12 protein-coding genes are annotated in these 12,916 nt (G+C 70.4%); 8 read left to right on the top strand and 4 right to left on the bottom strand.

Annotation, left to right across the window (positions count from 1 at the left end; all coding sequences use genetic code 11):
- Positions 1-62 precede the first annotated feature (62 nt).
- On the bottom strand, positions 63-914 hold the full coding sequence (locus ACG2DA_RS17665; protein ID WP_395257234.1) for a hypothetical protein: 852 nt from the start codon (positions 912-914) through the stop codon (positions 63-65).
- A 350-nt stretch (positions 915-1,264) separates the two neighbouring features.
- Between ACG2DA_RS17665 and ACG2DA_RS17660 the strand changes: the two genes are divergently transcribed.
- Positions 1,265-1,723 (top strand): Hsp20/alpha crystallin family protein, encoded by a 459-nt coding sequence (locus tag ACG2DA_RS17660; RefSeq protein ID WP_395257232.1) that lies wholly within the window; start codon positions 1,265-1,267, stop codon positions 1,721-1,723.
- 102 nt (positions 1,724-1,825) lie between these two features.
- Complete coding sequence (locus tag ACG2DA_RS17655) at positions 1,826-2,296, top strand: Hsp20/alpha crystallin family protein (protein ID WP_395257230.1); 471 nt, start codon at positions 1,826-1,828, stop codon at positions 2,294-2,296.
- Positions 2,297-2,392: 96 nt separating this feature from the next.
- Here ACG2DA_RS17655 and ACG2DA_RS17650 read toward each other — a convergent pair whose 3' ends face one another.
- The gene (locus ACG2DA_RS17650) at positions 2,393-3,241 is read right to left on the bottom strand and encodes a VOC family protein (protein WP_395257228.1); all 849 of its coding nucleotides are present in this window, start codon (positions 3,239-3,241) and stop codon (positions 2,393-2,395) included.
- A gap of 146 nt (positions 3,242-3,387) precedes the next feature.
- Between ACG2DA_RS17650 and ACG2DA_RS17645 the strand changes: the two genes are divergently transcribed.
- Positions 3,388-4,590, top strand: coding sequence for a hypothetical protein (locus ACG2DA_RS17645; RefSeq protein ID WP_395257226.1), 1,203 nt, complete (start codon positions 3,388-3,390; stop codon positions 4,588-4,590).
- 31 nt (positions 4,591-4,621) lie between these two features.
- Here ACG2DA_RS17645 and ACG2DA_RS17640 read toward each other — a convergent pair whose 3' ends face one another.
- A complete protein-coding gene (locus tag ACG2DA_RS17640; RefSeq protein ID WP_395257224.1) occupies positions 4,622-5,311 on the bottom strand; it encodes a flagellar motor protein MotB in 690 nt (229 codons plus the stop codon).
- Positions 5,312-5,616: 305 nt separating this feature from the next.
- Here ACG2DA_RS17640 and ACG2DA_RS17635 point away from each other — a divergent pair, with 305 nt between their 5' ends.
- A complete protein-coding gene (locus tag ACG2DA_RS17635) occupies positions 5,617-6,927 on the top strand; it encodes a ribonuclease D (RefSeq protein ID WP_395257222.1) in 1,311 nt (436 codons plus the stop codon).
- A gap of 299 nt (positions 6,928-7,226) precedes the next feature.
- Here the strand turns inward: ACG2DA_RS17635 and ACG2DA_RS17630 are convergent, their stop codons facing one another.
- Positions 7,227-7,442: a hypothetical protein gene (locus ACG2DA_RS17630; RefSeq protein WP_395257220.1), complete on the bottom strand. Its 216-nt coding sequence runs from the start codon at positions 7,440-7,442 to the stop codon at positions 7,227-7,229.
- Positions 7,443-7,752: 310 nt separating this feature from the next.
- Here ACG2DA_RS17630 and ACG2DA_RS17625 point away from each other — a divergent pair, with 310 nt between their 5' ends.
- From ACG2DA_RS17625 to ACG2DA_RS17610, 4 genes are all read left to right on the top strand, one after another.
- Positions 7,753-8,853, top strand: a complete 1,101-nt coding sequence (locus tag ACG2DA_RS17625) for a DUF1559 domain-containing protein (protein WP_395257218.1) — start codon at positions 7,753-7,755, stop codon at positions 8,851-8,853.
- A 142-nt stretch (positions 8,854-8,995) separates the two neighbouring features.
- Positions 8,996-9,412 (top strand): DUF1559 domain-containing protein, encoded by a 417-nt coding sequence (locus ACG2DA_RS17620; RefSeq protein ID WP_395257216.1) that lies wholly within the window; start codon positions 8,996-8,998, stop codon positions 9,410-9,412.
- 206 nt (positions 9,413-9,618) lie between these two features.
- On the top strand, positions 9,619-11,079 hold the full coding sequence (locus ACG2DA_RS17615; protein ID WP_395257214.1) for a Gfo/Idh/MocA family protein: 1,461 nt from the start codon (positions 9,619-9,621) through the stop codon (positions 11,077-11,079).
- Between the two features lie 199 nt (positions 11,080-11,278).
- Entirely contained in the window at positions 11,279-12,832 is a 1,554-nt protein-coding gene (locus ACG2DA_RS17610) for a carboxypeptidase M32 (protein WP_395257212.1), read from the top strand.
- Positions 12,833-12,916 lie beyond the last annotated feature (84 nt).

Here is a 12,916-nt window from a genome sequence, read left to right as displayed (position 1 = left end):
GCGCCGGCGCCACGGCCGGCGGCCCGGGGGCCGCCGGTCGGTCCTCCGGTCGGTCCGCCGGGTCAGGCGGCCCGCATCAGCATCCGCTCGCGGTTCCGCAACGCCTTGCGGACGGTCCGACGTTCCTTCTTGGACAGGCCCTTGAGCATGTCCTCCTTGCCGCCGTCGAAGTCCATCTCCGTCAGGTCGATCACCCGGTCGCCGACCTCGACGGTGCGGGGCACGTCCTCGAAGCGGATCACGGACGGCTCGTTCCCCTCGTCGCCCCATTCCTCCGGCCATTCCTGCCGGTAGGAGGGCGCTTCCTCCTCCGTCTCTTCAGCGACGGCGGGGGCGGGGAAGGGGATCGTCGCCGGGGCGTCGTCCTGCCGCTCGGTCGGCTCGGCGGCGGCCTGTTTGTCAGCGGCCTTCTTGGGGGCGGGCTGCGCGGCGGAGGCCGACCAGGTGGACCGCACCGCGGCGGGGTCCACGTCGTCCACCCGCTTCGGGGCGGCCGGTTTCGCCTCGGCGTCCGTCTCGGCGGCGAGGGCGGAACGCTCGGCCGGGGCGGACGCGGGGCGAGCCTCGGTCCGGTCGACGCGTTCGGCGCGGGCGGCGGCGGGGGTCGCCTCCCCGCGGGGCCGACAGGCGAGGGCCACGACCGTCCAAAGCCCGGCGAGACTCATCAACCCGACGCCGGCCGCCTCGGCGGCGGTCCAACCGGCGGTCACCTCCGCGGCGGACCAGCCCCCCAATTGGGCCGCGACCGCGGCGGAGGGCGCCAGCAATAACGCCGCCCCCACGCCGCCCAGCGTCAGGCGGGACAACTGGCCCAGGGCCCGGGAGGCCCCGCCGCGGCGGGCGGGACGACGCGCAGCGACCTCCGGGTTCGGGGAGGAAGCGGTCTTGGAAGTGCGGCTTGCAGTGTCGGTCATCGCCCTGCCCCGTCCGTGCGGCTGTGCGGGATGTTGGAAGAGAGCCCCCGAGAGTTCGGGGGACGCTGCGGGCATCGGCCGAACGGGCAGGCCTCGGTGAGCGACGGTCGCCCCGTCGGAACGGCCGGCGGAAACGGCCCCCGGACGTGTCGCTCCCGTCGATCGCCCCGGCGGCGGCGATCGTGCCGGTCGCTCCGTTTCGGCGGCGCCGCCCCCCGCCGACGCGAGAATCGGGCCGCCCCCGACCGCCGACTTCGGGGTGTACGCGTGAACGGTTCGGCACGCTGCTTGCAGGATGTCAACCCGGCCGTCCAAGTTGGCAGCCGTATCCATCCCCCCTGTTTCACTGGATGAAAGCCACTCCCATGCAATTCGTCACCCGTAATCCCTTTGCCGAACTCGACGACGTCCGCCGCGAGATGAACGGCCTGCTGCGGTCGTTCGACCGGGCCCTGTCGAGCCCGTCCTCCGCGGCCGACGCCGCCGTTCCCCCGTTCAACCTGCACGAGTCCGAGGACGCCATGATCCTCACCGCCGAACTGCCCGGGCTGGACCCGGAGGCGGTCGAGGTCTCCGTGAAGGGGGACGAGGTCACCGTCAGCGGCGCCTGGCCCAACGCCGAAACCCCGGAGAACGGCCAGTGGCTCCGCCGGGAGCGGCCCCGCGGCAAGTTCTCCCGCACCGTGCGGCTCCCGTTCACCCCGCCGATCGACGGCGTGGAAGCGGAGTTCGCCCGCGGCGTCCTCACCCTCGTGCTGAACAAACCCGCCGAGCGGCAGGCCCGCCGGATCGAGGTGAAATCCCACTGAGCCGCCCGCGGCGGACGGACCAGAGACCGAGACACCAAGAACCGAAGCGGGCTTATCGCCCGTGAGGTTCCCCCCCGTCACCCACGACTGAAAGTATCACCCATGAGCGAGCAAACCCTTACGGAAACCTCCGCGGATCAAACGACCGAGGAGACGACCCTCACCAAAACCGACACGCCCCAGGAGGAGGAACGTTCCTCCGATCGGAACGGCGAAGCGCTGCGGTCGCGGTATCTGCCGCGGGTCGACGTGCTGGAGACGCCGGACTCGTTCCGCCTGACCGCGGACGTGCCGGGCGCCAGCGAGGACGGCCTGGAACTGACCGTCGAGAAGGACGTGCTGACCCTGTGGGCGAAGGTCCCCGACGGCCCCCTCGCCGGCCGGAACCGCGATTCGCTGACCGCCCGCGGGACCGGCTATCCCGAGGGCGACTGGCACCGCACCTTCCGCCTCGGCCAGACGGTCGACCGGGACGGCGTCGAGGCCGAATTGAGCCGCGGCGTGCTCACGGTCACCCTGCCGAAGACGAAGGAACAGGTCCGCCGCACGATCGCGGTCAAGACCGTCGCCTGATCGGCGGAGCCGTCGGCAACGACAACGCCCCGGACGGGACACCGTCCGGGGCGTTTTGCGTTGCGGAGCCGCAGGGCCCGGGAGACGTTCCTGGGACTACTCCTCGGTCGCGTCCTCGGCGGCCTCCTCGACCACTTCGGCAGCGTTCTCCGCCGCGTCGCCGGCCTTCTCGGCGGCCGCCTCGGCGTCGTCCGCGGCGTCCTCGGCGGGTTCGTCCGGGCTCGCCTCGTCATTTTTCGGCTCGTCCTTTTTCGGCTCGTCCTTCTTCGGCTCGTCCTTCTTCGCGTCGCTCTTCATCTCCTCCTTCTGTTCGCCGTCCGGCTTCGCCGCGTCCTGCGTGTCCTCGTTCTTCTCCTCCCCGGCCGGCTCCTCGGGTTGGGCGTGGGGGCGGGCGCCGACGAGTTCGATGAAGTTGCCGTCCGGGTCGCGGAGCAGGGCGAGGTAGCGGCCCCCGCCGAGGGCCACCGGGCCCTTGGCCAGCGGCTTGAGCTTGTGCTCGGCGGCGGCTTTGAGGATCGGGTCCATATCCCGCACGTGCAGGGTCAGGTAGCTGGGCCCGTAGGTGCTGTGGATGAACCGGCTGTCCTGGCGGGCCGGCGGGGCGCCGGGCACCGTGACCAGCTTGATGCGGGTGGCGTCCTCGCCCTTGCCGAGGGTCATCACGCGGGCGTGGAGCGGGCGGTCGTCCGTCAGGCCGCTGTCGCCGGCGATCTGCTCATCGACGCTAAACTCTCCGGACTTCTCGAAACCGAGCACGTCCACATAGAACGTCTCCGTCTTTTCCGCGTCGGAGACGATCACGCCGACGTCAATCGTCGGCTTGCTGTAGGGACCGGCGTCCTTCTCGCCGTTTTGGTCGCCGTCCTGCGGGGCGGCCGCGGCGAGCGGGGCGCAGCAGGCGAGCAGAGCGGCGGTCAACAGGCGGAAGACGGGGGGACGCGACATCGCGGGGGCTCGATCGGTAAGGGGAACGCAGCGGGCACGGTAAGAGCCCCCGCCGCGGGGTGCGACCGTTCGGGGGGTTTGCGCAAAGCGGGGCCGGTTAGAATGGGGCGTTCCCCCGTCGCCCGTGCGTCGCCCGCAGCGCTGCCATGTCCGCCTCCCGTCCCGTTCTCGGCCTCGTCGCGCTCGCGGCGCTGCTGTCGGCCCCGCCGGCGTCCGCCTGCCTGTGGGACACCGACACCCTCTGGCAGGAACGCCAGGAGTGGCCCGGCACGCTGGAGTTGATCGTCGGCAAGTTCCCCCGCCACACCGACGCGTTCTACGAATACCGGGTGCAGGACCGACAGTCGAAGCTCCGCCTGCACGCGGCGGGGGAGCAGGCGATGACCGCCGAACAGCGGGCCGCCGCCTACGACGACCTCGCCGTCGCCCTCGACAAACTCGGCCGGCGGGAGGAGGCGCTGGCCGCCCTGGACCGCAAACAGGCCGACGTGGGCGAGGTCGGCGCCTACGAAACCGCCGCCAACCGCGGCACGATCCTGATTCACGCCGGCCGGTACGAGGAGGGGCTGAAGGAGATCGACCGGGCGTTGGAATTGAACCCCGACGCCCACTTCGGCCGCGAACGCATCCAGAAATTGCTGGTCGAATACCTGCTGGAGCGCAAGGGCGACGCGGAGACCGTCCCGCTGCCGCTGGATTCAGACGGTGACGAGCGGTTCGATCGGAACGCCGCCGGGTTCGCGGTGTTTCTGAAAGAGCGGGACGTCTCCCTCGAAGAGGGCCGGAAAGGCCTCGAAGGGATGATGCGGTTCGGCGACTACCGCAGCCCGATACTGCTGGAAGCGCTGGGCGATCTGCTGTCGGCCGACGGTTACCGGGACGACCCGCCAAACCAGGATGTCCCCCGGCAACTCGCGGCGCGGGCTTATCTCGCGGCCGCCCGCAGCGCCCCGGACGCCGCCGAGCGGTATCGAGAGTTCGCCGCGCAGACGTTGCTTTCTCAGGAGAAACTCGAACTCGGCCGCGAGAACGTCGATGTCGTCGCCGACGCCCTCGAACGCGAATTCGCCGAGACCGACGCCTGGTTCGAAAAGGTCCGTGAGGACGAAGAGCTGTGGATCGAAGCCTCCCCCGACCCGGACGCCCGGTTCCGGGAGAAGTACGGCGTCGCCGTGCTGCGGGTCGGGGACACGATGGCCCGGCCGAACCGCGTGCAGGAGCAGTGGTCTGCGGAGCGGCCGGTGGCGTTCGACATCGCCGTGGGCGTCGGCGGGGCGCTGACGATCGCGGCGGTCTGGGGACTGATCGTGTGGCGGCGGCGGTCGCCGAACGGGTGGGAGACGGAGTGAGGCCCGGCGGGCGGGCGGTTCCGCGGCCCGCTCAGCGGCCGCCGCGGGGGGCGGCCGCGAGGCGGTCCAGCACCCAGATCTCCACGCGGTCCGGCGGGGGGGCGTCCGGACCGAACGCCGACGGCTCCGCGGCGACGCCGCCCGTCCGCAGCCGGAAGCGGTCCGGCCGCACGCCGCGTTTGACGAGTTCCTCCAGCACGAGCCGGGCCCGGCGGTAGGCGAGGGCGTTCCAGTCGTGCGCCTCGTCCGCCGGGGCGAAGCCGCGGAGTTCCACCACCTGAAGCTTGCCGGCGATGGCGTCGGCGACAGCGTCCAGCCGGGCCTCCTCCCCCTTGCCGAGGCGGTCGGTGTTGGCGTCGAACAACGTCGGCGGGCCGGCGGGCACGGGGCGACCGGCCCGCTCCCGGGTGAGCATCGGCCGGGCGCCGGGGCTGGTCGGGCGGGGCGTGCCGCCGTCGCCGGGATCGGCGACCGGCGGGGTGCCGGCCTCGGCGTCCATCGAATCCGACGCCGTCCCCGCCAACTCGTTCCCCGGAGCGGCCATCGCGCCGGCGGGGTAGCCCAGCCGCTCGTGCAGGCTCGCCAGAACCTCCCGGTACTTGGACTCCTCGGTGATCTCCGACATGCTCACCAGCATGATAAAAAACGTGAGCAGCAGGCTCATCATGTCGCCGTAGGTCACGACCCATTCCGGGACGCCGGGCGGTGCGTCGTCTTCCATCGGGGCGTGCGGGGCGAGCGGGGAGGGGCGGCGCGGGAGCCGGCGGTGCGGGCGACGGCGGCGGATGCGGGGGCGGTGCGGGCATCGGCCCGTCGGACCGTGCGGGTTGAAGGGGCGTCGGCGAACCGTTCCGACCGGACCGCCCGCCGCGGCCGGCACGGCGGTTGCGTCGGGACGCGGGGGGTGGACCATCGAGCGGTCCTCGTGTTTTCCCGTTTGCGTCGACGCTGCGTCGACTCCCGCCCACCGCCGTCCCCGGCCGCTCCTCCCCCGGCCCCACAGATCGCCCGCCGCGGCTCCCCCGAATGCCCCGTTCCCGCCGATCGTCTCGTTCCGACAGCCGCGGCGACTCGGCCCGCGGCGCTTCGCGGTCGTCCGGCTCCGGGGGCGGGTTCCGCCGCGGCGCCGGCACCGGCGGACCGGCCGACGAGGACGCCCTGATCACCGATCAGGCGGAGTTCGACGACTTCTGCCAGCGGGCCCGCGACGCCCGCCTCGTCGCCTTCGACACGGAGTTCGTCTCCGAATCCACCTATCGCCCCGAACTGTGCCTGATGCAGTTCAGCTCCGCGGGGGAGACCGTCGGGGCGGACCCGTTCGAACTGACGGATCTCACCCCCTGGTGGGACCTGATGACCGACGACCGCACCACCGTGATCGTGCACGGCGGGCAGGCCGAGGTGAAGTTCTGCCTCGAAGCCACCGGGCAGGCGCCGCGGCGGTTGGTCGACGTGCAGCTCGCCGAGGGACTGCGGTCCACCAGCTACCCGCTGGGCTACGACGCCCTGGTGCAGCGGGTGTTAAACGTGCGGGCCCCGAAGGGCAGCCAGACCCGCACCGACTGGCGCCGCCGGCCGCTCTCGGCGGATCAGCTGTCGTACGCTCTGCGGGACGCGGAGTTTCTGCCCAAGATCTGGGAGATTCAGCGGAAGGACCTCCAGCAGCGCGGTCGCACCTCCTGGGCGGCGGCGGAGTTCGTGCGATTCGTCCGCAACCTCGCGGAGGACCACCGCCGCGAACCGCACGAGCGGCTTTCCGGATTGTCGAAGCTCTCCCGGCGGGACCTCGCCGTGGCGAAGGAGGTCGCCCTGTGGCGGCAGGCCGAGGCGGAGGAGAAGAACCGCCCCGTCCGCCGCATCCTGCGGGACGACCTCGTCATCGACCTCGCCAAGCGGCAGCCGGAGACGGAGGAGCAGCTCACCGCCCCCCGCGACATGAACCGCGGCGATATCCGCCGCAGCGCCGAAGAGATCCTCGCCGCCATCGAACGCGGCAAGCTGGTGCCCGAAGAAGAACTGCCCCAGCGCGTCCGCCGCGAGGGGCCGGACAAGAACCCCGACGAACACGTGCTCGGCCAGCTGCTCGGCATCGCCCTGAGCAGTCTGTGCAACGAGCACGAGGTCGCCCGCACGATCGCCGGCACGGCGAAGGACCTGCGGGAACTGGTCCGCTGGCACACCGCCGGCCGGCCGGAGGGCGTCGAGGTGCCCCTGCTGGCCACCGGCTGGCGGAAAGAACTCTGCGGGCAGTTGCTCACCGACCTGCTGGACGGCGAGATCGCGATGCGCGTCGCCGACACCAAGGGCGACCACCCGCTGAGCTTCGAAAAGAGCTGACGCCCCCCGGCAGGATCGCACTCACCGCCGCCCACGCTCCGTCGTCCCGTCACCGGGCGGAGCACACGGTCCCGGGAAAGGGACTTCGGCGGCAGGTCAAAGAGGAGCAACGCGTGCCGCCGGCCGAAGCGACCTATGTCAAACAGTGAGTTCGCCCCCGCAACCCCGTGCCGAGGGCTCGGCCGCCACGGGCGATGAAGAACAGGCGGGACGTCGTGAACAAATCCTTCGTCAGCAAATCCTTCGCCTGAAGGTCCAGTGACGCGCCGCCGGCGCCGGGCGAGACGCGGGCATGGGGCTCAGTCGTTCGTGGCCCCGCCGCTCATCATGTTTTCGTTCTCCTCGTTCTGGGCCTCTCGCTCCGCGATCGCCTCCGGGCTCTCATCTAAGGTCGGCTGCTCCACGTCGCCGCCGCAGCCGGTCAGGGCGAGCGGCGCGACCAGCGCCGGCGAGCACAACAGCGACGCCAAGGTGAGCGTGCGGGCGGAACGGGCGAAGGCGGTGAGGATCGACATCGGAGCGGAACGGTTGAGTTGGAGCGGGGGGGGGCGTGAGCGAACGGGCCGGGATCCTGCCGAGGTTTGAGGGGAAAGACAAACGGGGCGGTTTCCCGCCCGCCGCGGAAGGGAATTCCCCCACCCCGCAGACAGAGGATGTCTATTGCACAGTTAACGGCCGTCTCCGTACGATGTGAGTCGGAATAGCGCAAGTTGATCTTAAGGCCCGTTCGAGGCCATTCGACCCAATCCGTGCGATTCCCGCTCCCTGATCCTCCGGTTCTTCTTCCGGACGACCTCCTTCTCCAACGTCACGGAGTCTCCCTCAGTGCTTCGCTCTCATTCACCCACTCCGCCCCGGCGGCGTTCGGGTTTCACGCTTATTGAGCTGCTGGTGGTGATCGCGATTATCGCGATCCTCGTCTCCCTCCTGCTGCCCGCCGTGCAGCAGGCCCGCGAGGCGGCCCGCCGCAGCCAGTGCCAGAACAACCTCAAGCAGTTGGGGCTGGCCATGCACAACTACCACAGCACCTACAAAGCCTTCCCGATGGGCGTCGGCGGCGGCATCGGTGGTAGCGGCGGTCGGAACAGCTTCCTGGTCGGCCTGACGCCCTTCCTGGACCAGACCGCCCTCTGGAACCAGATGTCCAAGCCGTTGCAGTACACGTACAACGGGACTGATTACGACGTCGAGCCTTTTGGCCGTCGGCCATGGAACGAGGACTACCCGCCGTGGCGGACGCAGATCGCCACCCTGATCTGCCCGTCGGACGGGGCCAAGGTGACGAACGAAGCGGATACCAACTACGCCCTCAACTGGGGCGACAACGCCAGCGGCGCCAGCGACCCGGACCGACCTGAGGCCCGCGGGATGGGCATCCGGAACGATTCGCTGTCCTTCACCGACTGCCGCGACGGGACCACCACGACCCTGTTGATCGGCGAAATCGGCCGTTACGACGGCACGAAGAGCCTCATCGCGCAGTGGTGTAAGGACGCTCCGCTGACGCACTCCGCGACGGGCTACGGGGACGTGCAGACCAACTGCATCGATTACGCGGTCGACCCGACCAATCCCCAGTTTTACAAGGACAGCCTTCCCCTGGGGTCCGGTGACCAGCAGCGTGGCACCCGTTGGGCCGACGGCGGCATGGTGTTCACCCAGTTCCTCACCATCGTGCCCCCGAACGGCCCCAGCTGTCGGGCCTCCGGTCAAGGGACGGACTGGGAGAACGGGATCATGACCGCCGGGAGCTATCACTCTGGCGGGATCCAGGCCGTGCTGGTCGATGGGTCAGTCGCGTTCATCTCCGAAACGATCGACACCGGCAATCTGGCCGCCAGCAACGTCACCTCCGGCCGGAGCCCCTACGGCGTTTGGGGCGCCATCGGCACGAGCGTCGGCGGCGAGACGAACACGGAATTCTGACGAGCGGCGGCCTGACCGCTCCGACTGCGAGACGCCCCGCCCTCTTTGAGGGGTGAGGTCCGAGACGATAGCCGGCCCTGCTCCCGAGCGGGGTCGGCTTTCTTTATAGACCACCGGTCCTGATCTCCATGGACCTGCAGTCTTGATATCGAAGCGCCCGGCCAGAACCGTCCCGCCTGCCGCGCGAGATACCGGGACAGTCGAGGATCCGAGCAATCCGGGCTACGACAATCAGAGCAGGACGCTGTGCAGCCGCGGCAGCCGGTGGGCTGACGGCGCCGCCCCGCATTCCGGCTTCAGCGCCCAGATGCCGCCGAACGGCCCGAGTTGCATGGAAGGCAGCGACGACTCCGGCCACTCCATCATCCCCGCCGGCAGCTACCACACCGGCGGCGTGCAGGTCGTGCTGGGCGACGGCTCCGTCCGGTCCGTCAGCGACACGATCGACTGCGGCAACGACAAGGAAGACGGCGGTCGCATGACCAGCGGCAGGTCCCGCGACGGCGTCTGGGGCGCCCTCGGGTCCCGGGCCGGCAACGAGGTCGTCGACGAGCTCTGAACCGCGGATCAGTTCCGCCAAGTTCGACGCCGCGCCGGGGCCGCCCCGGCGCGGCATTTTTCGTTGCGGTCCGCCGCCTGCCGACGGCTTCCGGGGCGCCCGCGACCGCCGGCGGATCCCATCAGAAGTCTTTGACACGTTGGGGTGACAGGCGGTAGGGTTTCCGATCGATTCCTCGTCCCGTCTTGGTCGCTCTGACGAACTCCATGCCGCATTCATTCCAGACCTCCCGCCGGTCATTCCTTGCCGCCTCCGCCGCGGCCGGCGGCGGGCTGATCCTCGCCGGCACCCGGGCCTCCGGGGCGGTACGGGGGGCGAACGATCGCGTGCGGATCGCCGTCGCCGGCCTGAACGGCCGCGGTCAGGCCCACCTGTCCGGCTGGCTGGGGCAGGAGAACGTGGAGATCGCCTACGTCATCGATCCGGACGCCAACGTTCTCGCCAAGACCCTCAAAAAGCTGGAGGGCAAAGAGGCCGCCAAAAACGTGAAGGGCGTCGCCGACGTCCGGGAGGCGTTGGACGATCCGAACCTCGACGCCATCAGCGTGGCGACGCCGAACCACTGGCATTCGCTCATCACGATTTGGGCCTGCCAGGCCGGCAAGCACGTCTACGTTGAAAAACCGATGAGCCACGACGTCGCGGAGGGCCGCGTCGCCGTGGAGGCGCAGAAGAAGTACGGCGTGGTCGTGCAGCACGGCACCCAGCGGCGGAGCGACTCCGGCATCGCCGGCCTGCACGAGGCCCTGCACACCGGCAAGCTGCCCCGGCTCAAGATCGCCTACGGCTACTGCTGCAAACCCCGCGGCAGCATCGGCGTCGCCAAGCCGGAGAACCCGCCGAAGAACCTCGACTGGAACCTCTGGAAGGGTCCGGCCGTGATCGACCAGTACCACGACAACTACGTTCACTACGACTGGCACTGGTTCTGGGAGACCGGCAACGGCGACCTCAACAACCAGGGCACCCACCAGCTGGACGTCGCCCGCTGGGCGATCGACCCGGATCAGACCCACCCGATCCGCACCACCGCCGTCGGCGGGCGCTTCAAGTGGGACGACCAGGGCGAGACGCCCAACACCATGTTCTCCGTGGCCGAATATCCCAACGGCCAGATGGTGATGTTCGACGTCCGCAACGTGAACTACGACGGCTACCAGCGGCAGGTCTACAACGAGTACTACCTCGAAGACGGCAGCAAGATCGTCGGCGAGGGCAACTACAAGATCATCCGCCCCGGCAGCGACAAAGCCGAGCCGCTGAAGATCGAGCGAGGGGACGTCACCCCCGGCGGCAACTGGGGCAGCTTCATTCGGGCCGTTCGCGCCAACGATCCGAGCATGGCCAACGGCAACGTCGAGGACGCCCACTACGGCTGCGTGCTGGGCCACGTGATGAACAACTCCTACCGCCTCGGCGAGCAGGCCCCGGTCAGCGAGGTGAAGTTCGCCAACCCCGAGGCCACGGAGCACTTCGAGCGGCTGCACGCCATCATGCGGGACGGCGTGGGCCTCTCCGACGCCGACACGCAGTACACCGTCGGCCCGATCCTGGAGTTCGACCCGTCTTCCGAGCGCTTCACCGGCGAACGGGCCGAGGAAGCCAACCGGCTGCTGCAAGACCCGCAGCGGAAGGGCTTCGAAATCCCCGCCGCCGACGCCGTCTGACTCCCACGACCACTGCCGAACGCGGTGCGGCGCCGGCGCTCGCCGCCGCTCTCGCTCCGCCCCCCGCGTCCGCCGACGCGGGGGGCGGTTTTCGTTTGGGAAAAAGGCCCCGGAACAGCCGGCGGCTCCGGAGCGCTTTCGCCCCGCCGGTTCCCACGGAACGATGGCCGCTCCCCCACCTCGACGGAGCGCCCCCCGAATGCCCGCCCCCCTCACGGACCCCGGCCCGCCCGAAAGCGGCCCGTTCGCCGACCTCCTCGCCGTGCTGCGGGACGCCGCGGCGTTGAAAACCGCCGCCGACGTGCTGGCCTGGGACGAGCAAACCTATCTGCCCCCCCGGGCCGGGGACTTTCGGGCCGATCAACTCGCCGCGCTGGCCGGGCTGACGCACGATCGGCTGACCGGACCGGAGCTGCGGGACGCCCTGCAGGCCGCCGAGGGGGAGGACTGGCCGGAAGACTCCGCCGCCGCGGCCTGTCTGCGGGAGGCCCGCCGGGACTTCGACCGTCGTACCACCCTGCCCCGGCGGTTGGTGGAGGAACTGTCGCGGGTGACGACCCTCGCCCAGCAGAACTGGGCCGAGGCCCGCAAACGGTCCGACTTCGCCGCGTTCCGCCCGCACCTCGAGGCGGTGGTGAACCTGAAGCGGGAGGAGGCCGCCGCCGTGGCCTCCGGCCGGGCGGACCTCGCCGACGCCCCCGCCTACGACGCCCTGCTGGACGACTACGAACCGGCGGCCAAAAGCGATCAGGTGGCCGCCGTGTTCGCCGAACTACGGGCCGGCCTCGTCCCGCTGGTCGCAGCGATCTCAGACGCCGGCGTGACCCCGGACCGTTCCCTGCTCGCTCGGAACTACGCCGTCGCCGATCAGAAGGCGTTCTGCCGCTCCGGGGCGGAGGAGCTGGGGTTCCGGTTCGACTCTGGTCGGTTGGACACCGCCGCCCACCCGTTCTGCACCACGCTGGGGCCGGCCGACTGCCGGTTGACGACGCGGTACAACCAGAACGACTTCTCGCAGTCCTACTTCGGCGTGCTGCACGAGGCCGGTCACGGGATCTACGAGCAGAACCTGCCGGACGCGTGGTTCGGCTCCCCGCTGGGCGAAGCCTGCGGGCTGGGCGTGCACGAATCCCAGAGTCGGCTGTGGGAGAACTTCGTCGGTCGCTCCCGCCCCTATTGGGAGCACGCGGCCCCGCAGGCCCGGGCCGCCTTCCCCGACGCCCTCGGCGAGGCCTCCGCGGAGGCGCTGTACCGGGCGGTGAACGACGTGCGGCCGACGCTGATCCGGGTCGAAGCCGACGAGGTGACCTACAACCTGCACGTTCTGCTCCGGTTCGAACTGGAACAGCCGCTGATCTCCGGCGACCTGCCGGCGGGCGACGTCTGCGACGTGTGGGACGAACGGTTCGAGGCGATGTTCGGCTTCCGCCCGCCGTCGGCGGCGGACGGCTGTTTGCAGGACATCCACTGGGCGGCGGGGCTGATCGGCTACTTCCCGACCTACGCCCTCGGCAACGTCTACGCCGCGATGCTGTGGGACGCGGTGCGGGCGGAAAACGGCGAGCTGGACGAGCAACTCGCCGCCGGGAACTTCACTCCGCTGCGGGACTGGCTGACGGAAAAGATCTACCGCCACGGCCGCCGCTACGCCCCGACGGAACTGATCGAACGGGCCGCCGGTTCCCCGCCGACCCCGGCCCCGCTGCTGGCCCACCTCAACGCCAAATACGGGGCGCTGTACGGGCTGAACTGAGCAGGTCGAACCGGCGCGAGCCCGGAGCGCAAGCTCCGGCCGTCGGCGCAGCCGATGAGAGCGGTCCGCGGATCGCCGTAGCGG

The organism is Alienimonas sp. DA493 (genome assembly GCF_043951915.1).
Classification (GTDB): Bacteria; Planctomycetota; Planctomycetia; order Planctomycetales; family Planctomycetaceae; genus Alienimonas.
The sequence above is the reverse complement of the archived record's forward strand: the minus strand, read 5'-3'. Positions and strand labels throughout refer to the sequence as shown.

What these genes read in the sequence shown, in the direction of transcription:
- ACG2DA_RS17665 (WP_395257234.1), bottom strand. Translation starts at nt 914, where the DNA reads ATGACCGACACTGCAAGCCGCACTTCCAAGACCGCTTCCTCCCCGAAC.
- ACG2DA_RS17660 (WP_395257232.1), top strand. Translation starts at nt 1,265, where the DNA reads ATGAAAGCCACTCCCATGCAATTCGTCACCCGTAATCCCTTTGCCGAA.
- ACG2DA_RS17655 (WP_395257230.1), top strand. Translation starts at nt 1,826, where the DNA reads ATGAGCGAGCAAACCCTTACGGAAACCTCCGCGGATCAAACGACCGAG.
- ACG2DA_RS17650 (WP_395257228.1), bottom strand. Translation starts at nt 3,241, where the DNA reads ATGTCGCGTCCCCCCGTCTTCCGCCTGTTGACCGCCGCTCTGCTCGCC.
- ACG2DA_RS17645 (WP_395257226.1), top strand. Translation starts at nt 3,388, where the DNA reads ATGTCCGCCTCCCGTCCCGTTCTCGGCCTCGTCGCGCTCGCGGCGCTG.
- ACG2DA_RS17640 (WP_395257224.1), bottom strand. Translation starts at nt 5,311, where the DNA reads ATGGAAGACGACGCACCGCCCGGCGTCCCGGAATGGGTCGTGACCTAC.
- ACG2DA_RS17635 (WP_395257222.1), top strand. Translation starts at nt 5,617, where the DNA reads ATGCCCCGTTCCCGCCGATCGTCTCGTTCCGACAGCCGCGGCGACTCG.
- ACG2DA_RS17630 (WP_395257220.1), bottom strand. Translation starts at nt 7,442, where the DNA reads ATGTCGATCCTCACCGCCTTCGCCCGTTCCGCCCGCACGCTCACCTTG.
- ACG2DA_RS17615 (WP_395257214.1), top strand. Translation starts at nt 9,619, where the DNA reads ATGCCGCATTCATTCCAGACCTCCCGCCGGTCATTCCTTGCCGCCTCC.
- ACG2DA_RS17610 (WP_395257212.1), top strand. Translation starts at nt 11,279, where the DNA reads ATGCCCGCCCCCCTCACGGACCCCGGCCCGCCCGAAAGCGGCCCGTTC.